Here is a 20,761-nt window from a genome sequence, read left to right on the forward strand (position 1 = left end):
GGGAGAGAGCGGACCGAGGAGCGATTACTGCCCGAGGTCGGAGAGGACCGCGGCGACCGAGTCCGGAGCCGACTGAATCCCCACGTGGCCGGCGTCGACCTCGACGAGGCGGCTCTCCGGGAGGCGAGTTTCGAGCTCTTGGGCAGCCCCACGGAGATGGGGGGCGCTTTGCTCGCCTGTCAGCAGTGCCACCGGGGAGTCGATGTCTGGTGCCTCCGGCAGTTCGTAGGCGTCGAGTGCGGCCTGCTCACGGAGGACCGTGTCGGCGAGCGCGAAGTCGATGCCGTCCGGCCAGACCGGGAGCCGTTCGGGGTCGGGGATACCGACCTCCTCCCGGTAGAACAGTTTCATCGCGCCCACCCGGTCACCGGCCACACAGTGCTCTCGTAACCGTCCCGTCAGGTCATCGGTGTCACGGTCACCGACTGGTACAGGCGGTTCGTACAGCACCAGTCGGTCGATATCCGTCTCCCGGGCCGTCTCCAGAGCGACGACGGCACCGTAGGAGTGACCGAAGACGGACACGTCGCCGTCGATGTCGTCGAGGACCGCACGCAGGTCGGCTACTTCGCGAGCCAGACTGTACGCCGCGGCGTCGCCGCTGTCGCCCCGGCCCCGTCGGTCGGGGACGACGAATCTGAACTCGGGACCGAGCGCGCGGCGAAGCGGCTCCCAGGCGTGGCGTGTCGCCGACCCGCCGTGGAGGAGGACGAGCGGGTGGCCGTCGCCGTGGTCTTCGTATGCGATACTGGTACCGTCTGTCGATGTCACTGTCTGCATTCCGGACCTACTGGTCCGTGACCGCGAGGAAAGGCCCTGACTCGCAATACTCCGGCCGTTTAAGTACTCTCCCCAGCGGGCAGCGGCGACCACGTCCGCGCGACCGTCTCCTCGATGAGCTCCGTCTGGGCACGCCGGAGGCGTTCGGACAGCGCCGACGGAGACAGCGACAGTTCCGCGGCGACCGCCGCGAGCGACGCCGCACGGGGAATGTCGAAGTAGCCCATCGCGTAGGCCGTCCGAAGCGCCTCGCGCTGGCGGTCGGTCAGCCCCTCGCCCGGTGGCTCCGGGTCGCCGTCCTCGGTGAGTCGGCGGAGCGTAAACCGGTCTTCCTGCTGCCAGAACGCCCTGAACTGGTCGAAGGCCGCCCGGTCGGCGAACCAGCCGGTCTGTCGCCAGCCGTCGGCGGTCACCTCGATTCGCTCGACGATAGCGTCGGCCGTCGCGAGCTGTTCCAGTCCGTCGAGGTCCTCGAGGTGGGCGCCCAGCTGTTCCTCGAAACTCAGTGCCGGACGGAGCTGGTAGTGGCGGGTGTCGCCAGCCCGGCCGACGAGCGTCCAGTGGTCGACGTCGTGAGCGCTATCGAAGGCCGACTCGACCGACCCGTCGGGGTCGCCGGTGACGGTGACCAGAAACCGTGGTCGGTTCCCGTGGTTGTACTGCAGTTCCAGTACGAGCGTCGCCGTCGGTCTCGCGGCTGCGACGCCGACCAGCGGGAGCGCTTCGCAGGCGATATCGAACTCGGCGACGAGACCCATAGGGGCGACTCAGTGCTGACACTGATATATCGGTCGAACTCCGGTAGCGACGCTGGTGCCGGCCCCGCGACACCGACGGCCCGTCGGGTCGTGGGGACCGACAGTCGTAACTCGGCGCTGGCACAACGGTGGGTATGACCATCCGTCACGACGGCATCACCGCGGAGTGGCTCGGCTACGCGACGCTTCGCCTGGCGAGCGACGACACCGTCGTCTATCTCGACCCCGGCCGCTACGGCGTGCTCACCGGCGAGTGGGAGCCGGACACTCCTGGCGTCGGGCATCCGCCGGCACGGGACTACGCGCCCCGGGACGGTGACATCGTCTGTGTGACCCACGTCCACCACTACGACCCGGACGGCATCCGCCGTGTGGCCAGCGAGGACGCCACGGTCGTCGCGTTCGACGGCATCAACGTCCACGCGACCGACCGCGACCTCGACCGGTTCGCGGACCTCGACTACGACGTCCGAACGGTGTCGATGGAAGCGGAGCTCCTCGTCGACGGCGTCCCCATCTGGACGATGCCGGCGTACAACCGCGAGGACGGCCCGAACGTTCGCGCCGACGGCAGCCCCATCCACCCGAAGGGTATCGGCTGTGGCTTCCTCCTCGCGCTCGACGACACACGGGTGTTCTGGCCCGGTGACACCGACGTCCTCGATGGCCACGCGGAACTGGACGTCTCGCTGTTCTGTCCCTCCATCGCGAGCAGCTTCACGATGGACCGTCACGACGCCGCCGACCTCGCCGAGGCGATGGACCCCGACCTCGTCCTCCCGATTCACTACAACACGTTCGAGGCGCTCGAAGCCGATTCGGGAGCGTTCGCCGAGGACGTCGCGAAACGCGGCGTCCCGGTCGTGCTGGACGAACAGTAGCCGGCCCTGTCGAGATAGTAGTGTTCGAGTACCGCCACCCCCGGGACAGCGCTGTCTCTGTCGCGCCCGGAACCCGACGACAGCTTGTACTCTGCCATATTTATTAACATGTAGGGAATTTAGACTACATATGCAACTCTGATTCGGAAAATAACTGAAAACTCGAATATATTCCCAATACCCAACTTATTGAACATTCTTGGCAGCAAAACTATTATGTCTGCTGTCCGAAATTAGCCCAATGCCCGTCGCCGACGAACTTACTCTCTCCGAGCTACTCGAACTGCTCAGCCACCGTCGTCGCCGCTTCGTTCTCGGTACCCTCGACGAGACAGATGGCGACGTGCCGATGGACTCGCTGGCAAAGCGTCTCGCAGCATGGGAGGAGAGTGATTCACCGGCGGACGCAACTCCACCCGCTGTCGAGGACGTGAAACTGTCGCTCTACCACACGCATCTCCCGAAACTCGAAACGGCCGGCCTCGTCACGTTCGACTCGAGACACGTCCGTTACGACGTGGGCGAGCCGACGCCGACCGACCTGTCACTGGACGGGCTCCTCCAGGAAGAACGAGAGCTGATGCTCGCAAACTGCTGCTGAACGGGTCTGTCGTCCCTTTCCTGGACAACGGACAGCAGACTCACGACACCTCTGTGAGCGACTCGAACTCGCTCCAGCACTCACAGTCTAAGTCGTCGATAGAAGAGACCTCGTCGGGAAACGAGGAGATGGGCATCCCGTCGTCGAACTCCCCGCAGTCCTCCCGGTGCAGGGAGAAGTCGTCGCTCGACATGACTGGCATACGCCCAGCTACGGAGTGGCAGCGTAAAACACGTTTGGAGCCGCCGAAATTGGCCGTCAGACCTATTGGATGACGCCCATCTCAGTGAGACGTTCCGGGAGGTACGTATCAGTCACGAAGTCGAGCCCACGGGAGGCCAGCGCCTGCTGTTCGGCTTTCTTCCCGATGTCGAGCTGGAGCTCGATCTGCTCTTTCCAGAACTCCGTCTGGAAGCGTGGGTCCTCGAGCTCCGATTCCAGCGCGTTGATGTCCGAATCGGACAGTGGGTCCGTCGGGAGGTCGTACTCCACGATGTCGGCCGGTCGGATACCGATGAACTGCGCCTCGGGCGTCGCCAGGTGCTCCGAGAGATGCGCCGACTTGATAGAGCCGTAGGCGACCGAGCCGTAGATACGGTACGACCAGGGGTCCCCGTCAGTAAAGACCGTCACCGGGAGTTCCAATTCGTCGTGGAGCCGTTTGGTGATGCGGCGGGTCGCCCGCGCCGGCTGGCCCTTGAGGTGGACGACGATGACGTTGTACTCCTCGTCGAAGCCGTTCTCGACGAGCCGGTCGCGCATCCCACCGGTCTCCACGCAGAGGACGAAGTCGGCGTCGTTCTCCAGGAACTCGATGGTGTCTGGGTTGTTCGGAATCTGGTAGCCGCCTTCGCCCACGTCCTTCTGGCAGTGTATCTCCCGCTCACCGCGGCGGGTCTGCTCGCGGAGCTTCAGCGGGCCCATGATGGTCGCGCCGGACTCCTCGGGGCGCATGTGGAAGTCCTCGCGGGTCACGTCGGAGACGATTTCTAAGTCCTCGATGAGGTCGTTTGACTCGTCCTGGCTGTTGAACTGTGCCTCCTCTAGGTCCCACGACTCCGAGAGGTAGTACAGTTCACGCAGGGTCGACGAACGGTCCTCTTCCAGTTGCTGGGCGAGGAAATCGATGGCGTACGTGGCTTTGAGCAGCTTCTCGGCGCCGGAGACGGTCTTGGCCGACCGGGTCGACTTGCGGTCCCCGTACACCCAGACGTTCATGTCCTCGTCGTACTCGATGTTCGATTTGGTCCGCGTCGGGATGGACATCGTCGGCACGTCCCCTTCGGCAAACTGGTCGTAGAACTCCTCGGCGAGGTCGATGAGCTTCTCGCGGGCAACCTCTTCCTGTGTCTTGGTCTCTGAACTCATTGTCAGGCGTCCACCGTCAGTTTCTCGTCCTCGATGCCGTCGACCGAGACGGTAAAGTCGGCCGATTCGTCCACGCTATACTCCAGTACCGCTTTCTCGCCGGCCGCCACCGTCGGCGACCACTTAACGAACCACTCGCCGTCCATCTCGACGACCTGTGCGCCGTTGGTGTCTTCGGGCTCGACGGTGACGATGTCGGTCACGTCGAGTTCGGCGTTGGTGTCGTCGTTGTTCTCGACCACCAGCCGCACCGTTCCGTCCTCGACAACCCGTTCGACGAGGACGTTGTTCATGATGCGGGCCAGCGAGTCGTCGATGTTCAGCTCCTCGCTTTCCGTGACCTCGGTGAGCTTCTCGGCCATCTCCGGGAGGATGGTCGCCAGCTTGTCCTGTTTCTCCCGGCGCTGTTGCATCGACTGGCGCTTGTTCAGGTAGCTCTTGAGTTCGCGGGCTGCCTCCCGGATGGCGAGCTCTATCTCGTCTTCCATCTCGGGGACGTTCGCGATGGCGTCCTTGGATTCGCTGGTGAAGGGGACGTTCGTCGACGCGACGTGGACCATGATGACCGCTGGCCCGTTCGGGATGCCGGAGCCGCCGGGCTGGTCCAGGTTGTAGTTGCGCCAGTTGATGTTCTTGACCACGTCCGTCGTGGCACACGCCCCGCGCTGGTAGACCAGCGGGACGCGGTTTGCGAAGCGCCGTACCTCCACGGACCCCTCGGCGGGGAGGTCCCCGCCGTAGGCGATGCCGGCCTCGACGATGAACGGGTCGCCGCCGTGGACCGCCGCGTCCCGAGTGGAGGCGGCGTAGAAGTCGGCGTCGTACTCCTTGCGGAGGCCGGACTCGACCAGCTCGTCCGTGATGGGGGCCAGACAGTCCGTCGGCGGCGCGATGATGTCGGTCTCGCGCATCGCCGTCAGGAGCTGACTGGCCGTGTCGCGGTCGCCCGCCACGTCGGTGACCTTGGGCGGGTCGTCCGGCACGCGACCGGCGACGTCCCACAGCTCGTCGGTGATGTTCTCCCGGGCCGTCTCGCCGAAGGTCACGTCGTCGTGCTCTTCGGTCATGTCCGCGGCACGGTCGACGTACTCGCGGAACTCGTCGCGGGTCAGGCGGTGGCGACCTTCGTCGTTGTCCTCGGCCGTCGAGGGGTCAGCGAACTTCTCGGCCAGCCGCGAGGCGAGTCCCTCGACGGCGGCGTCGTCCTTTCGTACTGTGGTCGCAGCGTCGACCAGTTCGTAGAGATCGCTCGACTGCTCGGCGGTGACGGCAGTCCAGGCGGCTTCGACGGCGTTCGCTCGGACTGCGGAGCCGAACGTCTTGTCGTGGTCGGCTTCGGCCTCGTCGGCTGCCTCGTCGACGATTGCGACGATGTCGTGGTGGGCGACACGGCCGCGGTCTTCGATAGCGTCGGTGACCGCGTCGGCAAAGGCCGCGGTGGCGGTCGCGCCCTTGTTCGCGACGGCGTCCTCGACGGCCGCCGCGATATCGGCGTCCTCGTGGCTCGCGGGCGGTGACCAGGCCATCCCGCGACCGAAGTGGCGGTCGTTGAAGTTCGCGATGACGCTGTCGGCCGTCTTCTGGCCGACACGGGTGAACTCGCCCTGCATGAACCCCGAAATCGAGTACGAATCGGTGGCCTCCAGCATCTTCAGGAGCGTCCCGAGTTCGACGCCGTGAGGGTGGGGCCGAATCTCCTCGGTCTCGGCCGGAAGCGATGCGCCCTCGACGCGCTCGAACTTCAGCGATTCGTCGAGACCCGGTTCCATGAACTCGATTCGGGCGTGTGGGTTGACGACCGCGGTGTCCTGGATGTAGTCCTGCAGACTCGACCGGGCCCGCATGTTGGCCTCCATCTCCAGTTCGATGCGGGTGCCGTGGGGCCGTTCCCAGGAGGTGGTCTCGTCGACGCTTATCTCGGGTTCGTTCGTGTCGGTGTCGACGATGAGTTCGAAGTACTGGGCGTCGGCCTGCCCCTTGGGGCGGGACGTAATCTTGGCGGGCTTGCCGGAGGTGAGCTGCGAGTAGAGGACCGCCGCGGAGATACCGATACCCTGCTGGCCGCGGTTCTGCTCGCGGGCGTGGAACCGGGAGCCATAGAGGAGCTTCCCGAAAATCTTCGGGAGTTGCTCCTTGGTGATGCCGGGGCCGTTGTCCTCGACGATGAGGCGGTAGTAGTCGCCGGCCTCCTGTATCTCGACGTAGATATCGGGCAGGATACCCGCCTCCTCGCAGGCGTCTAAGGCGTTGTCGACTGCCTCCTTGACGGCGGTGACCAGCGCCCTCGCACCCGAGTCGAAGCCGAGCATGTGCTTGTTCTTCTCGAAGAACTCGGCGATGGAGATGGCCCGCTGGGACTGGGCCAGCTCCTCGGCGATGCCCTCCCCGTCGCCGAGTTGCGACTGAAACGATGTCATTTCGTAGGGTAGGTACCGCCGTCGGGGTTAAAAGGTAATCGCCACCACGGTGAAACTGAACGGGGAGCGTGAACGACGACCGGCTCCCGCCGTTCCGGTCTTCGTTCGTTACGGCCCAGGCCCTCAGAAATAAGACGGTAATCGGGGACTTCTATTCGACTGACGGGGCGTTATTTTTCCAACTTGCGCACGCGCGTGCGGGACCTTTATCACCCCGCATCTACTATGAGGAATCAGTTCCTATGTCAGGAGAGTCTGAAGAGTACGGCGCAAAGTCGATCCAGACCCTGGAAGGGTTAGAAGCCGTCCGGAAACGGCCGGCGATGTACATCGGATCGACCGACGCTCGGGGTCTCCACCATCTCGTCTACGAAGTGGTCGACAACGCTATCGACGAGGCCCTCGCCGGGTACTGTGACACTATCGACGTGACTATCCACGACGACGGGAGCGTCTCCGTCAGCGACGACGGCCGGGGCATCCCCGTGGACGAACACGAAGAGCACGGCCGCCCGGCCGTCGAGGTCGTGATGACCATCCTCCACGCCGGGGGGAAGTTCGACAACAAGTCCTACCAGGTCTCGGGCGGGCTGCACGGCGTCGGGGTCAGCGTCGTCAACGCCCTCTCGAAGTGGCTCGAAGTCGAGGTCAAACGCGACGGCGCGCTGTGGAAGATGCGCTTCGACCACGGCGAGCCCGAGTACGACCTCAAGAAGGTTCGTGACCTCGAACCGGACGAGGAGACCGGGACGACAGTGCGGTTCTGGCCCGACGACGAGATATTCGAGACCGGCGATTTCACGTTCTCGACGCTCGAATCGCGACTGCGTGAACTCGCCTTCCTCAACTCCGGGGTCGCAATCGGCATCGAGGACGAACGCGACGGCAATAGCGAGCGATTCGAGTACGAGGGTGGTATCAGGGAGTTCGTCGAGTATCTCAACGAGACGAAAGAGCCGCTCCACCGCGACGTCATCTACTTCGAGGACGAGGCAGAGATTCCGGAGGGGGTCGTCCAGGTCGAAATCGCCATGCAGGGAACCGACGACCTGCAGGGCTCCATCCACGCCTTCGCCAACAACATCAACACACGCGAGGGTGGGGACCACCTCACCGGGTTCAAGACCTCGCTTACACGCGTGGTCAACGACTACGCGACCGACAACGGACTGCTGAAAGACTTAGACGACACCCTCAAGGGCGACGACATCCGCGAGGGGTTGACCGCAGTTATCTCCGTGAAACACCCCGACCCACAGTTCGAGGGCCAGACCAAGACCAAGCTGGGCAACAGCGAGGTCCGGGGCATCGTCGAGTCCGCGATGCACGATGGACTCTCGACGTTCTTCGAGGAGAACCCCGACACCGCCGAAGCAATCGTCGGCAAGGCCGTCGAGGCCGCCAAAGCCCGCAAGGCCGCGAAGAAAGCCGAGGAGCTCACCCGTCGGAAGTCGGCACTCGACTCGACGGCGCTGCCCGGCAAACTGGCCGACTGCCAGACACGCGACCCCGAAGACGCCGAGCTGTTCGTCGTGGAGGGCGACTCCGCGGGCGGGAGCGCCAAACAGGGCCGTAACCCCGAGTTCCAGGCTATCCTCCCCATCAAGGGGAAGATTCTGAACGTCGAGAAACACCGACTGGACCGGATTCTGGAGAACAACGAGATTCGCAATCTGATTACGGCCCTCGGTACTGGAATCGGCGACGAGTTCGACATCGAGGACCTGCGCTACGAGAAGATAATCATGATGACGGACGCCGACGTCGACGGCGCCCACATCCGCACGCTGTTGCTTACGCTGCTCTACCGCCACATGAAACCGCTCATCGAAGCGGGCTACGTCTACGCCTCCCAGCCCCCGCTCTACCGCGTTCGCTATCGGGGCAACACCTACGACGCGATGACCGAGGAAGAACGGGACCGAATCGTCGCCGAAAAATGTGACGGCAATCCGACCCAGGTCCAGCGGTTCAAAGGGCTCGGGGAGATGAACCCCGAACAGCTCTGGGAGACCACGATGGACCCGGACAACCGGATTCTCAAACAGATTACCATCGAGGACGCCGCCGCCGCGGACAAGATGTTCAACGTCCTGATGGGCGACGCCGTCGAGCCCCGCAAGGAGTTCATCAAGGAACATTCGCCGGAAGCTGAGTGGGTGGATATATGAGCTCGGACGTACCGGACCCCGACGCACCCGCAGACCGGGTCAAGCACGTCCGTATCGAGGACGAGATGGAGCAGTCCTACATCGACTACGCGATGTCGGTCATCGCGGGTCGGGCCCTGCCCGACGTGCGGGACGGGCTGAAACCCGTCCACCGGCGCATCCTCTATGCGATGCACGAGATGGGCGTCTCCTCGAACACCGCTCACCGGAAGTCCTCCTCCATCGTCGGCGAGACGATGGGTGACTACCACCCCCACGGGGACAGCGCCATCTACGACACGCTCGTCCGGATGGCCCAGGACTTCTCGATGCGCTATCCGCTGGTCGACGGCCAGGGGAACTTCGGCTCGATGGACGGCGACCCGGCTGCCGCCATGCGGTATACGGAGGCCCGGATGGCCCCCATCGCCGAGGAGCTACTCGCGGACATCGAGAAGGATACCGTCAACTTCTCCAGTAACTACGACGACCGCCTGCAAGAGCCCGACGTCCTCCCGGCGAAGGTTCCGAGTCTGCTGCTGAACGGCTCGTCGGGTATCGCCGTCGGGATGTCGACGAACATCCCACCACACAACCTCGGCGAACTCGTCGACGCGACGACCCATCTCATCCAGAATCCCGACGCGACCGTCGAGGACCTGATGGAACACGTCAAGGGCCCGGACTTCCCGACCGGCGGGAACATCGTCGGCCGCGACGCCATCTATTCGGCCTACGCGACGGGCCGTGGCCGCCTCAGAGTCCGCGCCGAGTACGAGGTCGACCGCGAGGAAGGCCGTATCGTCATCTCCGAGCTGCCCTACCAGGAGAACAAGGCCCGCGTCGTAGAGCGCATCGCCGACGACGTCAACGAGGGCAAGATAGAGGGCATCTCGGACCTGCGCGACGAGTCCGACCGCAACGGTGTCCGTGTCGTCGTCGAACTCAAGCGCGGCGCCAACGTCGACGTGGTCGAGAACCGGCTGCTGGACCACCACTTAGAGTCCACCTTCGGCGTCATCAACCTCTCGCTGGTCGACGGCCAGCCGAAGGTGCTCTCGCTGAAGGAGACGCTACAACACTACGTCGACCACCGCCGCGAGGTCGTCCGTCGGCGCTCCGAGCACGACCTTCAGGAGGCCGAGGACCGCGCACACATCCTCGAAGGCCGGCTGAAAGCCCTCGAAAACGTCGAGGACGTGGTCGAACTCATCCGCAACAGCGAGGACCGCGACGCCGCCCGCGCTGGACTGCACGACCACTTTGACTTCTCTGAGGAGCAGGCGGCCCACATCGTCCGGATGCAGCTGGGCTCGCTCACCTCGATGGAAGCGGCCGAAATCGAGGAGGAGTACGAGGACGTCCAGGACACCATCGACTACCTCGAATCCGTCCTCGCCAGCGCCGAGAAACTCGACTCGGTCATCGTCGACGAACTCCAGGAGATGAAAGACGAGTACGACGACGACCGCCGGACCTCCATCATCGAGGACGAGGGCCAGGTCACTCACGAGGACCTCATCCCCGAAGAAGACTGTGTCGTCGTCATCACCGAGGACGACTACATAAAGCGGATGACCGTCGGTGACTTCGAGCCCCAGAACCGCGGCGGGAAGGGCATCATCGGCGCCGACCCCAAGGAGGGCGACCGCGTCTCGAAGGTCTTCCGCGCGAACAGCCACGACTACCTGCTCTGTTTCACCAACCAGGGCCAGGTCTACCGGCTGAAGACCTACGAAATCCCCGAGATGTCCCGGACCGCCCGCGGGAAGTCCGCTATCAACCTCATCGACCTGGACGCCGAGGAGGAACTTACCGCCGTCGTCTCGACGGACGACTTCGACGACGACGAGTGTATCACGATGGTCACCCACCAGGGCTACGTCAAGCGGACCTGCTGTGACCAGTTCGAGAACATCCTCTCGACCGGCATCCGAGCCGCGAAACTCGAGGACGGCGACGAACTCGTCGACGTGGACGTCACCGACGGCACCGGCGACCTCGTCATCGCGACCGAACAGGGGATGACCATCCGCTTCGACGAGAGCGAGGTCAGCGAGATGGGCCGCTCCGCGCGCGGCGTCCACGGCATCAAACTCCAGGACGACGACCGCGTGGCCGCGATGGTCGCGACAACCGATGCGGACCCGCGGTCGCTGCTGACGGTCACGAAGAACGGCTACGGAAAGCGAACCCGGCTCTCGGAGTACCGCCCACAGTCCCGCTACGGCCAGGGGCTCATCGACATCAAGACCGACGAGCGCAACGGCCGCGCCTGCACGGCCAAGGCCGTCACCGAGGACGACGACCTCGTCATCATGTCCGAACGCGGCCAGATTATGCGCATCCGGTCGGGCGATATCTCACAGGTCGGTCGGAACACGATGGGCGTCACCATCATGGAACTGGAGGATGGCGACGCGGTGGCGAGTGTGACGGTGGTACCGGCCGACGGCGGCGACGCCGCGGAGGCCACCGACGCTGCTGACACCGACGAACAGTAACACCGTGACCATCCCGACGGTTTTCGCGCATCGCGGCTTTGCCGGAAAATATCCCGAGAACACCGTCCCAGCCATGCGCGGTGCGGTCGCCGACGGTGCCGACGCCGTCGAGATAGACGTCCAGCCGACCGCTGACGGCGACGTCGTCGTCTTCCACGACCGGCGGCTGGACGGGAGCGACGGCGACTCGGCCCGCGGACTCACCGACGCCGCTGGCGTGGTCTGGGAACAGCCGACCGAGAAAGTGACCGCGGCGCGGGTACTCGGCACCGGAGATCCCATCCCGCTGCTCTCCGACGTGCTGTCGGCGGTTCCCGAGACCGTCACTGTCAACGTCGAACTGAAGAATCCGGGGAGCGACGACGTTCGGCCCGGAGAGGCCCTCGGCGGTGCCCCGAGACGCCAGGCCCGCCGTCGCTGGGAGCCGTTCGTCGAGTCCGTGCTTTCCGTCACCGACCGCTTCGACCACGACGTGCTGTTCTCGTCGTTCTGCGAAGGGGCGCTGGCCGCGCTCGACGACTCGGCGTCGACCGACCGGGCCGCTGTTCTGGTCGCGCCGAACTGCGCCGAGGCAGGCGAGACCCTCGCCCGGCGCTACGACGTAGACGCGATTCACCCGCCGGTCGAGATGCTCCAGGGCGACCCCGGGCTGGCTGCCACCGCTGACGATCTCGGCACAGCCTGTAACGCCTGGACGGTCCGGACGTGGCTGGACGCCAGAGACGCGATAGAGGCCGGCGCCGACGGCATCATCGCCGACTACCCCGGCCTGCTCGAGGAACTCTAGAGCACCCGCTTCCCGAAGGCGCTGGCGGCTAGCTCGCAGGCGAGTTCGGCGGTCTGGTTGTGGTCGTCGAGGATTGGGTTCACCTCGACGAGGTCGAGCGAACAGAGCCGGTCGCGATGGTCGGCGACGGCTTCCATCGCGCTGTGGGCCTCCCGGTAGGAGACGCCGCCCCGGACGGGCGTGCCGACGCCCGGTGCCTCCGTGGGGTCGAGCCAGTCGAGGTCGAGCGAGACGTGCAGCCCGTCGGTCCCCTCGGTCGCTCGCCCCAGCGCCTCCTCTGTGACCGCCGGCACGCCGCGGGCGTCGATATCCGACATGGTGTAGACGGCGACGTCGCTCTCCCGAAGCAACTCTCGTTCCTTGTCGTCGACGTCCCGCAGACCCACCAGCGCGACGTTCTCTTCGCGGACGGCCGGTACGTGACCCCACCCCTCGCCACCGAAGGCGGCGTGGCCGAGGACGGCCGAGAGCGCCATTCCATGGATGTTCCCGCTCGGTGTCGTCGCCGGCGTGTTGAAATCGCCGTGGGCGTCGAACCAGACGACGCCGAGTGACTCCTCTGACGCCGCTGCGCCCGCGACGGAGCCGATGGCGATGGAGTGGTCGCCGCCCAGCACCAGCGGTGTCTCGCCGCTGTCGACGGCCCGACTGACAGCATCTCTAACGTCGGTACAGACCTCTCTCGTCTCACGGTGAAACTTCGCGCGACCGCCGTCGAACCCGGCGGCGTCCGGGTCGCGTTCTTCGGGTCTAGGCACCGAGATATCACCGCCGTCGGTACAGCTGGTCCCGATAGCTTCCAGCTGGTCCGCGAGGCCAGCGTATCTGATGGCCGACGGTCCCATATCGACACCGCGGCGGTCCGCTCCCAAATCCATCGGTACGCCGAGCACGCGGACGTCCATACTCCTACCTACGCACCGAACCGATAAAATCCTCCCCCGCTACTCGTACTGCGAACAGACCATCTCGACGCCGTCGTCGAAGGATATCTCGGGCGCCCAGCCGGTCGCTTCGCGAATCTTCGTCGAGTCGGCCATCGTGTCGTGGACGTAGACGTCTTCGGGGATAGGGTTGTCTTCATAGACCGGCTCGACGTCCGTTCCGAGGGCCTCGTTGATGCGGTCGACGAGCGTGTTGAGGCTATACTGCTCGCCGGTCCCCAGATTGTAGATGCCGGTCAGTTCGTGGTCGGCGGCCAGTTCGAGGCCGCGGACGATATCGTCGACGTGTGTGAAATCACGTGTCTGGGTCCCGTCGCCCCATATCTCCGGGCGGCGACCGTTGGCGACGTCGTCGGCGAACTGGGCGATGAGGTTCGCGTAGTCGCCCTTGTGTGACTCGGCGCCCTCTTCCATACCCTGATACACCGAGAAGAATCGCATCCCGGCCATCGAGAGTCCGTAGTGGTTGTGGAAGTACTCGGCGTAGCGCTCACGGGCGAGCTTCGAGGCCTCGTAGCCGGTGTTGACCGACACCGGCATATCCTCGGGCGACGGCTCAGTTCGGTCACCGTAGATAGACGACGTGGAGGCGTAGACGACGGTGTCACAGCCGTCCTCACGGGCCTGTTCGACCACGTTGACGAACCCTTCGACGTTGACCCGGGCCCCTTTGGTCGGGTTCTCCTCGTGCATCGCGTAGGAAGACAGCGCTGCCAGGTGAAAGACGACGTCCACGTCCGTCGGCAGGTCATCGTCCAGGACACTCCCCTCGACATACTCCACGTCCGCGTTTACGTTCTCCGGCGTCCCGAGATAGCCGTCGTCCAGCGCGATAACGTCGTTATCGGCAGCGAGATGGTTCGCCAGGTTGGACCCGATGAACCCGCCGCCACCGGTGACTAGCACGCGTGCTCCATTCATACTGGTGGACTCTCGGGGGGCCAGTGAAAATGATGTCGTTCTCTATCTGGCCATCGCTGAGGACCAGTCGTTCCCCGGTTGGGACCACCGTCGCTTTTAAGGGCGGCTGTACCGAACGAAGGATTATGTCTTCAATCGAGCTGACACCCAGCCAAAAAAACATTCTGCAGGAGCTGGTAAACCTGTACCGCGAGAGCGAGAGCGCCGTCAAAGGCGAGGATATCGCCGAGAAAGTAGACCGCAACCCAGGAACCATCCGAAACCAGATGCAGAGCCTGAAAGCGCTCCAGCTGGTCGAGGGCGTCCCCGGCCCGAAGGGCGGCTACAAGCCGACCGCGACTGCCTACGACACGCTCCAGATTCAGGAGATGGACCAGGCTGCCGAGGTCCCGCTGCGCCACAACGGTGAACTGGTCGAACACGCCAACGTCGAGGAGATAGACCTGACCAGTGTCCACCACCCCGAGCAGTGCCGCGCCGAGATCCAGCTGCAGGGTTCTATCACGGGCTTTCACGAGGGTGACGACGTCACTGTCGGGCCGACACCCCTCTCGAAACTCCAGATTATCGGGACGCTGCAGGGCAAAGACGACACGAGCAACAAGCTCATTCTCAAGATAGACGATATGCGAGCGCCGGCCGGCGAGCCCGAACACTAGTCTCCGCTCTCGAGGCCGACTCACTGTCGCTCCCATCTTCCACGATTTTTCACCGCTCTAACGGCGAATCCGTAGCCTTTGTATCATCCCCGTCCGGACGTCCCCCTATGACCGACAAGGTCGTCGTACTCGGCGCTGGGTATGCCGGTGCAGGCGCCATCAAGAGCCTCGAAGACGAACTGAACGGTGACGCCGACGTCACCTGGATTGCCGACGTGGATTATCACCTCGTCCTCCACGAGTCCCACCGCTGTATTCGGGACCCGTCCATCCAGGACAAGGTTTCCATTCCTGTCCACGAGATCAAACAGCCGACGACCGAGTTCATCCAGGACACCGTCACCGGCATCGACACCGACGACCGCGTCGTCGAACTCGACAACCGCGACGGCGTCGACTACGACTACCTGCTCGTCGGTCTGGGCTCGAAGACCGCCTTCTTCGGCATCGAAGGCCTCAAAGAGTACGCCCACACGCTCAAGAGTCTCGACGACGCGCTGGGCATCCACGACGCCGTTCAGGAGGCTGCCCGCGAGGCCTCCCAGAGCGACCCCGCGCAGGTCGTCGTCGGCGGTGCCGGCCTCTCCGGTATCCAGACCTGCGGTGAGATTGCCGAGTTCCGCGACGACCACCGCGCGCCCATCGATATCCACCTCGTGGAGGGACTCGACGAGATATTCCCCGGCAACGACCCCGAACTCCAGGGCGCGCTGCGCAAGCGCCTCGAGGAGCGTGATGTCAACATCGAGACGGGCGAGTTCATCGGTGAGGTCGACGAAGAGACCGTCTACATCGGCGACGAGGACGAACTCGACTACGACGTCCTCATCTGGACCGGCGGTATCACCGGCCGTGATTGTGTTCGAGACGTCGACCTCGAGAAAGACGAGCGCAACCACCGCATCCACTCCGAGGGCGACTTCCAGACGACGAACGAGCGCGTCTTCGCCATCGGTGACTGCGCGCTCATCGACCAGCCCGGCGAGAACCCGGCCCCGCCCACGGCCCAGGCCGCCTGGCAGGCCGCCGAGGTCGCCGGCGAGAACCTCGCCCGCGCGGTCCGTGACCAGCCCCTGAAGACCTGGACCCACAAGGACAAGGGGACGGTCATCTCCGTCGGCGAGAAAGCGGTCGCTCACGACGTGATGGGGATGCCCATCGACACCTTCGGCGGCCTCCCGGCGAAGGTGCTCAAGAAGGGCATCGCCACGCGCTGGATCAACGACGTCACCGGTCTCGGTCGCGCCGTGAAGGCGTGGCCGGATATGTAGGACCCCACTTTTTGCACCGTCGCGAGCGTCGCGTTGCGACGCTCGCTCGGGCAAAAACTTGGGGAAAAACGCGGCGTGCTCCTGTCGTGCGCCTTCGGGGAACGGTAGTTCGCGCGCCGCGGTAGGACCGGCGCCGAAGCGCCGGTTTCGAACTGCCTTTCAGATATCTCAATTCGGTAGCGGACAGCCTGCCCTTCCCCGTCTTCGTGAGCAACGAGGTCGCACAGCGACCTCGAAGCGAACGAAGGCTCGACAGAGCTTGCTCTGTCGGTTGGTCGTGGCACGGAGGCCACTCCCGGCCGACAGCGTTACGTTGGGGCCCAATACCAGCTCGGCACCGCCACAATTTTTCCATTGGCAGCAGTCGCCGAAGACATGACGAACGAGCGACAGCAAGCGTTCGATATCCGTCGCTTCCAGCCCGGTGACGGCGAGCGAGTTCGGGAGGTCCACGACCGGGCGATGAGAGGAACGCCCGAGTACCTGCCCGACCTCCCTGACGAGGACCTCGAGGCTATCGAAGACCACTATCTCGATGCGGCCGGGGAGTTTCTTGTCGGTCACGACGGGGAGACCATCGTCGCGATGGGGGCGTACACGACGCCAGACGAGTGGAAGGATGCGTATCTCGACATCGACGGGACCACTGCAGAACTCACGCGGATGCGTGTCGACCCCGACTGGCAGGGCCGTGGCTACGGCACTGCGATGTATCGTACGCTCGTGGAACGGGCCCGCGACGACGGGTACCGGCGCTTCGTCTTGGACACGGGGGCTGAGAACGACCGTGCCCGTGGGTTCTACGAGCGGCTCGGGTTCGAGTGTCAGTCGCGGATATCCGTCGGAAGCGAGGAGGAGACACTGGAGATGGTGCTGTATCAGCAGTCTATCGAACGCTAACACTGGCGACCGCGATGGCTCATTACCGCTCGATGCTCAGCCCGGCGTGCCAGTGGTCGCTATTAGACGCTTCCACCGCCTCGTCCATCTTTTCCAGATAGGTGACCGCGAGGCTGGCACATTTGGCGGCTTTCGATTCTCCCTCCGTCCGAAATTCGCCCGTCTCGCGGTTGGCATAGACCGTACAGACCGCCCCGGCTCGCAGCCCGTAGATGCCCGCGAGCGTGAGGATGCTGGCGGCCTCCATCTCGAAGTTGACGACGCCGGCCTCGCGGAGTTCGTCGATGTTCGCCTCGCTGTCCCGGGCTTCGAAGCCGTCGAAGCCCGGGCGGGACTGGCCGGCATAGAAGCTGTCGGTCGAGCAGGTGGTGCCCAGATGGTAGTCGTAGCCCAGTTCCTCGGCGGCGGCGACCAGCGCAGAGACCACTCTGTGGTCCGCGCTCGCCGGGTAGTCCTCACGGACGTACTCCTTGCTGGTGCCCTCCTGTCGCACCGCGCCCGTGGTGATGACGAGGTCGCCGACGGCGGCCTCGGGAACGATGCTCCCACAGGAGCCCACCCGGAGGAGGGTGTCAGCGCCGACGCGGGCCAACTCCTCGACGGCGATAGCGGCTGAGGGAGAGCCGATACCCGTCGACGTGACCGAGATTGGCGTCCCCTCGTGGCTTCCGGTCGCGGTGCGGTACTCCCGATGGTCGCCCCGAATCTCGTGGGCTTCCCAGTCGTCGACGATGGTCTCGACCCGCTCGGGGTCACCGGGGAGCAAGACGCTGGGTGCCACGTCCCCGGGCCCGACCTCGAGGTGGTACTGCACCTCGTCGTTGGGGTCCTCGCTGTCGCCGGTCATGGGTCGACGTGTTCCTTCGTGATGGTGGTTGGCAACAGTTCGCCCAGCGTGTATTCGGTCGGTTCCTCGCCTCCGTCACCCTCGGTGAGGATGCGAAAGTCTTCGTCGCAAAACTCCGAGAGCGTCTGTCGACACATCCCACAGGGCGTGACACCGTCCCGTTTCGCCGAGCTCACCGCCAGCCGGGCGAACGAGTGGTGGCCCTCGCTGACCGCAGTCCCGACGGCGACCTCCTCGGCGTGGAGGCTGTTCGAGTAGTTCGCGTTCTCGACGTTACAGCCCGTGTAGACGGTTCCGTCGGCAGTCTCGATAGCGGCGCCGACGCGATACTCGGAGTAGGGCGCGTAGGCCGCCTCGGCGGCATCGCGGGCCGCCTCCAGCAGGTCGTCCATACCCCGGCCTCGCGCGGCGGGGGGAAATACCCACCGCCGTCGGACTATCGGGCCGACTGCTACGACCCCGCGGACTCGACCGCCGATTCGACGACCGCTCGCACGTCCGTGACGAGCGTCTCGACCTCGTCGCTCTCGGCGTAGATGCGAACGTAGGGCTCGGTGCCGCTCGGTCGGACGAGCGCCCACGAATCGTCGGGATAGGTGAGGCGCACGCCGTGGTCGGTGGCGACGTCGCTCTCCGGAAACGCGCCGGGGAGTTCGGTCTCTAGGGCCGCCATCACCGCGGGCTTGCGGGCGTCGGGACAGTCGACACTCACCTTCCGGTAGGGCCGTTCCGTTATCGCGGCGCGGCGCGTTGCCAGCCCCTCGGCTGCGATCAGCCGCGTGAGGACGGCCGCGCTCGCGACGCCGTCTATCCACCCGCCGAACGCGGGGTGGATGTGCTTCCAGGGCTCGGCAGCGAAGACGACCTCGGTGCCGCTCATCGCCGCCGCTCGCACCCGAGCGATGCCCTCGTGCAACGCGCCCAGGCGGACCCGCTCGATGCGCCCACCAGCGGCTTCGACGCGCTCGTCGATGCGGCCGGAGGCGTTTGGCGTCGTCACGACCACGGGGTCGTCGACGGTCGTCGCGGCGGTGTACTGTTCGGCCAGCATCGCCAGTACGGTGTCCTCGTGGACGATAGCGCCGTCACTGTCGAGAACGACGATGCGGTCGGCGTCGCCGTCGTGTGCGAACCCCAGGTCGGCGGTCGTGTCGGCCACGAACCCGCTGAACTGCTCCAGCGTCTCCGGCGTGGGTTTGCTCTCTCTGGCCGGGAAGTGACCGTCGACGTTGGCCTCGGTCGAGACGACGTCCGCGCCGAGGGCTCGCAGGACTCGTGGCGTCCCGACACTGGCCATCCCGTTGCCACAGTCCACAGCGACGGTCAGGCGGTCGGGGTCGGCCCCGAACCCGCGGGCGTACTCGACAACAGCACCCCGGTACGCCGGCAGCACAGCTTCGGTGAGGGAGTCGCCCCACGCGTCCCACGGCGACGGTGCGACTCCGTCCTCGACCCGACGTTCGATAGCCGCCTCGGCCTCGTCGTCGTACTCCTGGCCGTCGACGAACAGTTTCAGCCCGTTGTCCGTCGGCGGATTGTGACTCGCGGTCACCATCACGCCCCGGCGGCCCCGCGAGGCGTACGCCAGCGCGGGCGTCGGGACCTGCCCGACCCGGCTCACTTGCACACCGGTACTTTCCAGTCCCGAGGCCACGGCGTCGGCGAGCGCCGGCGACGTGACCCGCCCGTCGTAGCCCACGACGAACTCCTCGCCGTCCTGCCCCGCCGCTCGTCCGACCGACAGCGCCAGTTCGGGTGTGACCCGCTCGTCGACCCCGCCGCGAATTCCGGCCGTTCCGAACAGTTCCATACCTCTATTGCGATTTCTCGCTGTTTAGTTCTCCCGGCTCAGGTAGCCCGGCGCGCGCTGTCGCGCCCCCGTGGCGCGACGATACTGTGCGAGGGATGAGTAGCGCAGGCGAGTATTACGAGCCGAGCAACGGAGTCGGCTGGGGAGGGTGTGGCTGTCTGCTGTGGTGAGCATACGGCGCGAGCGATAGCGAGCGCCGTTTCACCGGACTCGCGTAGCGAGTCCGGCGGTTTTTCCCCAAGTTTTTGCGAGGAGCGGGTTGCGGGCCTGTGGCCCGCAACCGTATGACGTGGCGGCGAAGCCGCCACGCTGTTCCCGCAGGGCCGGAGGCCCGAGGAAACCCGACGAAGTAAAAAGTGGTCTAGATGAGCTCGTCGAAGTCGTAGCCGTTGATATCCACGCCCTCGCTCGTCACGTCGGCCAGGTAGATACCGTTGCCCGAGCCGGTGTCACGTTCGGCGGCGGCGTTGATGGCGGCGGCGGCGACTTCTTTGGCTTCCTCGTTGGTCATGTCGTCCTCGTAGCGGTCCTCCAGGGTCCCGTAGGCGACGGTGAGGCCCGAGCCCGTCACCGTGTAATCGTCCTGCATGACGCCGCCGGCGGGATCGATGGAGTAGACGTGGTGGCCGTCCTCGTCGACACCGCCGAGGATTGGGTTGATAGCGAAGAAGGGACCACCGCGGGCGAAGTTCCCGGCCAGCGTCGAGAGGGCCTGCATGCTCATGTCCTCGCCGCGACGGGCCTCGTAGAGGTTGACCTCGGCGCGCAGCGAGCGGATAAAGGACTGGGCGCCGCCGACGCTACCGACGAGAGTCAGCGCGGCGTTCGGGTGGATCTGCTCTACCTTCTGGACGTTCTTGTTGGAGACGAACCGACCGCCCAGCGAGGCTCGCATATCGGTAGCGATGACGACGCCCTCGCTGGTCGTGATGCCGATGGTGGTCGTCCCGGTCTTGTTAACTTTCTCGGTCTCCTGGCCTGAGCGGTCGGGCAAGGACCCGACCTCCGGCTCGTAGGGGTCCGTCTGGAACCGGTCGGCTGTCGGTGGCTGGGAGAGCGGTGAGTTCGGCTCGTTCATTACCGCCCGGTAGCAGTCGGGCGCTGATAAAACTGTGGTGACGTGGCTGCATATACGGATTGTTGTAGCTGTGTCACGGTGATTG

Annotated in this window: 19 protein-coding genes; 8 read left to right on the forward strand and 11 right to left on the reverse strand. The window is 65.0% G+C overall.

Annotated elements, in window-relative coordinates; genetic code table 11:
• Positions 1 to 24 precede the first annotated feature (24 nt).
• Positions 25 to 780, reverse strand: coding sequence for an alpha/beta fold hydrolase (locus EGD98_RS04855; protein ID WP_220587220.1), 756 nt, complete (start codon positions 778 to 780; stop codon positions 25 to 27).
• A gap of 59 nt (positions 781 to 839) precedes the next feature.
• On the reverse strand, positions 840 to 1,538 hold the full coding sequence (locus tag EGD98_RS04860; RefSeq protein ID WP_220587221.1) for a helix-turn-helix domain-containing protein: 699 nt from the start codon (positions 1,536 to 1,538) through the stop codon (positions 840 to 842).
• Between the two features lie 134 nt (positions 1,539 to 1,672).
• On the opposite strand from EGD98_RS04860, the gene EGD98_RS04865 reads away from it, so the two are divergent.
• Both EGD98_RS04865 and EGD98_RS04870 read left to right on the forward strand, forming a co-directional pair.
• Positions 1,673 to 2,419 carry an MBL fold metallo-hydrolase gene (locus EGD98_RS04865; protein WP_220587222.1) on the forward strand — a complete coding sequence of 249 codons (747 nt, stop codon included), beginning with the start codon at positions 1,673 to 1,675 and terminating at the stop codon, positions 2,417 to 2,419.
• A gap of 241 nt (positions 2,420 to 2,660) precedes the next feature.
• Complete coding sequence (locus tag EGD98_RS04870; RefSeq protein ID WP_220587223.1) at positions 2,661 to 3,020, forward strand: DUF7344 domain-containing protein; 360 nt, start codon at positions 2,661 to 2,663, stop codon at positions 3,018 to 3,020.
• A 40-nt stretch (positions 3,021 to 3,060) separates the two neighbouring features.
• Here EGD98_RS04870 and EGD98_RS04875 read toward each other — a convergent pair whose 3' ends face one another.
• The 3 genes from EGD98_RS04875 to EGD98_RS04885 form a co-directional block, all read right to left on the reverse strand.
• Entirely contained in the window at positions 3,061 to 3,222 is a 162-nt protein-coding gene (locus tag EGD98_RS04875; protein WP_220587224.1) for a hypothetical protein, read from the reverse strand.
• Between the two features lie 62 nt (positions 3,223 to 3,284).
• Entirely contained in the window at positions 3,285 to 4,388 is a 1,104-nt protein-coding gene (locus tag EGD98_RS04880; protein WP_220587225.1) for a DNA topoisomerase IV subunit A, read from the reverse strand.
• A gap of 2 nt (positions 4,389 to 4,390) precedes the next feature.
• On the reverse strand, positions 4,391 to 6,805 hold the full coding sequence (locus tag EGD98_RS04885; RefSeq protein ID WP_220587226.1) for a DNA topoisomerase VI subunit B: 2,415 nt from the start codon (positions 6,803 to 6,805) through the stop codon (positions 4,391 to 4,393).
• Between the two features lie 242 nt (positions 6,806 to 7,047).
• Here EGD98_RS04885 and gyrB point away from each other — a divergent pair, with 242 nt between their 5' ends.
• The 3 genes from gyrB to EGD98_RS04900 are packed head-to-tail and all read left to right on the forward strand — an operon-like array spanning position 7,048 to position 12,246.
• Positions 7,048 to 8,976 (forward strand): DNA topoisomerase (ATP-hydrolyzing) subunit B, encoded by a 1,929-nt coding sequence (gyrB, locus tag EGD98_RS04890; RefSeq protein WP_220587227.1) that lies wholly within the window; start codon positions 7,048 to 7,050, stop codon positions 8,974 to 8,976.
• Positions 8,973 to 11,459, forward strand: a complete 2,487-nt coding sequence (gene gyrA / locus EGD98_RS04895; RefSeq protein ID WP_220587228.1) for a DNA gyrase subunit A — start codon at positions 8,973 to 8,975, stop codon at positions 11,457 to 11,459. Before gyrB ends, gyrA begins: the two co-directional genes overlap by 4 nt.
• 4 nt (positions 11,460 to 11,463) lie before the next feature.
• Positions 11,464 to 12,246 (forward strand): glycerophosphodiester phosphodiesterase, encoded by a 783-nt coding sequence (locus tag EGD98_RS04900; protein ID WP_328762047.1) that lies wholly within the window; start codon positions 11,464 to 11,466, stop codon positions 12,244 to 12,246.
• Here EGD98_RS04900 and rocF read toward each other — a convergent pair.
• Positions 12,243 to 13,151: an arginase gene (rocF, locus tag EGD98_RS04905; protein ID WP_220587229.1), complete on the reverse strand. Its 909-nt coding sequence runs from the start codon at positions 13,149 to 13,151 to the stop codon at positions 12,243 to 12,245. The two genes, EGD98_RS04900 and rocF, sit on opposite strands and share 4 nt — an antisense overlap.
• 39 nt (positions 13,152 to 13,190) lie before the next feature.
• A complete protein-coding gene (locus EGD98_RS04910; protein WP_220587230.1) occupies positions 13,191 to 14,111 on the reverse strand; it encodes an NAD-dependent epimerase/dehydratase family protein in 921 nt (306 codons plus the stop codon).
• A gap of 125 nt (positions 14,112 to 14,236) precedes the next feature.
• Between EGD98_RS04910 and EGD98_RS04915 the strand changes: the two genes are divergently transcribed.
• From EGD98_RS04915 to EGD98_RS04925, 3 genes are all read left to right on the forward strand, one after another.
• On the forward strand, positions 14,237 to 14,770 hold the full coding sequence (locus EGD98_RS04915) for an HTH domain-containing protein (protein WP_220587231.1): 534 nt from the start codon (positions 14,237 to 14,239) through the stop codon (positions 14,768 to 14,770).
• A gap of 107 nt (positions 14,771 to 14,877) precedes the next feature.
• The gene (locus tag EGD98_RS04920; RefSeq protein WP_220587232.1) at positions 14,878 to 16,041 is read left to right on the forward strand and encodes an NAD(P)/FAD-dependent oxidoreductase; all 1,164 of its coding nucleotides are present in this window, start codon (positions 14,878 to 14,880) and stop codon (positions 16,039 to 16,041) included.
• A 375-nt stretch (positions 16,042 to 16,416) separates the two neighbouring features.
• Positions 16,417 to 16,941 (forward strand): GNAT family N-acetyltransferase, encoded by a 525-nt coding sequence (locus EGD98_RS04925; RefSeq protein WP_220587233.1) that lies wholly within the window; start codon positions 16,417 to 16,419, stop codon positions 16,939 to 16,941.
• Between the two features lie 22 nt (positions 16,942 to 16,963).
• On the opposite strand, the gene EGD98_RS04930 is transcribed toward EGD98_RS04925, so the two are convergent.
• From EGD98_RS04930 to psmB, 4 genes are all read right to left on the reverse strand, one after another.
• Entirely contained in the window at positions 16,964 to 17,788 is an 825-nt protein-coding gene (locus EGD98_RS04930) for a nucleoside phosphorylase (RefSeq protein ID WP_220587234.1), read from the reverse strand.
• Positions 17,785 to 18,180, reverse strand: a complete 396-nt coding sequence (gene cdd / locus EGD98_RS04935; protein ID WP_220587235.1) for a cytidine deaminase — start codon at positions 18,178 to 18,180, stop codon at positions 17,785 to 17,787. Before cdd ends, EGD98_RS04930 begins: the two co-directional genes overlap by 4 nt.
• Before the next feature lie 59 nt (positions 18,181 to 18,239).
• A complete protein-coding gene (locus EGD98_RS04940; protein ID WP_220587236.1) occupies positions 18,240 to 19,598 on the reverse strand; it encodes a phosphohexomutase domain-containing protein in 1,359 nt (452 codons plus the stop codon).
• 361 nt (positions 19,599 to 19,959) lie between these two features.
• Complete coding sequence (gene psmB, locus EGD98_RS04945; RefSeq protein ID WP_220587237.1) at positions 19,960 to 20,676, reverse strand: archaeal proteasome endopeptidase complex subunit beta; 717 nt, start codon at positions 20,674 to 20,676, stop codon at positions 19,960 to 19,962.
• Positions 20,677 to 20,761 lie beyond the last annotated feature (85 nt).

Source organism: Haloarcula salinisoli (genome assembly GCF_019599405.1).
GTDB lineage: Archaea > Halobacteriota > Halobacteria > Halobacteriales > Haloarculaceae > Haloarcula > Haloarcula salinisoli.

Coding starts and splice junctions, on each gene's coding strand:
- EGD98_RS04915 (WP_220587231.1), top strand. CDS start 14,237: ATGTCTTCAATCGAGCTGACACCCAGCCAAAAAAACATTCTGCAGGAG.
- EGD98_RS04930 (WP_220587234.1), bottom strand. CDS start 17,788: ATGACCGGCGACAGCGAGGACCCCAACGACGAGGTGCAGTACCACCTC.
- EGD98_RS04880 (WP_220587225.1), bottom strand. CDS start 4,388: ATGAGTTCAGAGACCAAGACACAGGAAGAGGTTGCCCGCGAGAAGCTC.
- EGD98_RS04885 (WP_220587226.1), bottom strand. CDS start 6,805: ATGACATCGTTTCAGTCGCAACTCGGCGACGGGGAGGGCATCGCCGAG.
- EGD98_RS04920 (WP_220587232.1), top strand. CDS start 14,878: ATGACCGACAAGGTCGTCGTACTCGGCGCTGGGTATGCCGGTGCAGGC.
- EGD98_RS04860 (WP_220587221.1), bottom strand. CDS start 1,538: ATGGGTCTCGTCGCCGAGTTCGATATCGCCTGCGAAGCGCTCCCGCTG.
- EGD98_RS04865 (WP_220587222.1), top strand. CDS start 1,673: ATGACCATCCGTCACGACGGCATCACCGCGGAGTGGCTCGGCTACGCG.
- gyrB (WP_220587227.1), top strand. CDS start 7,048: ATGTCAGGAGAGTCTGAAGAGTACGGCGCAAAGTCGATCCAGACCCTG.
- EGD98_RS04875 (WP_220587224.1), bottom strand. CDS start 3,222: ATGCCAGTCATGTCGAGCGACGACTTCTCCCTGCACCGGGAGGACTGC.
- cdd (WP_220587235.1), bottom strand. CDS start 18,180: ATGGACGACCTGCTGGAGGCGGCCCGCGATGCCGCCGAGGCGGCCTAC.
- EGD98_RS04940 (WP_220587236.1), bottom strand. CDS start 19,598: ATGGAACTGTTCGGAACGGCCGGAATTCGCGGCGGGGTCGACGAGCGG.
- EGD98_RS04925 (WP_220587233.1), top strand. CDS start 16,417: ATGACGAACGAGCGACAGCAAGCGTTCGATATCCGTCGCTTCCAGCCC.
- EGD98_RS04855 (WP_220587220.1), bottom strand. CDS start 780: ATGCAGACAGTGACATCGACAGACGGTACCAGTATCGCATACGAAGAC.
- EGD98_RS04910 (WP_220587230.1), bottom strand. CDS start 14,111: ATGAATGGAGCACGCGTGCTAGTCACCGGTGGCGGCGGGTTCATCGGG.
- gyrA (WP_220587228.1), top strand. CDS start 8,973: ATGAGCTCGGACGTACCGGACCCCGACGCACCCGCAGACCGGGTCAAG.
- EGD98_RS04870 (WP_220587223.1), top strand. CDS start 2,661: ATGCCCGTCGCCGACGAACTTACTCTCTCCGAGCTACTCGAACTGCTC.
- psmB (WP_220587237.1), bottom strand. CDS start 20,676: ATGAACGAGCCGAACTCACCGCTCTCCCAGCCACCGACAGCCGACCGG.
- rocF (WP_220587229.1), bottom strand. CDS start 13,151: ATGGACGTCCGCGTGCTCGGCGTACCGATGGATTTGGGAGCGGACCGC.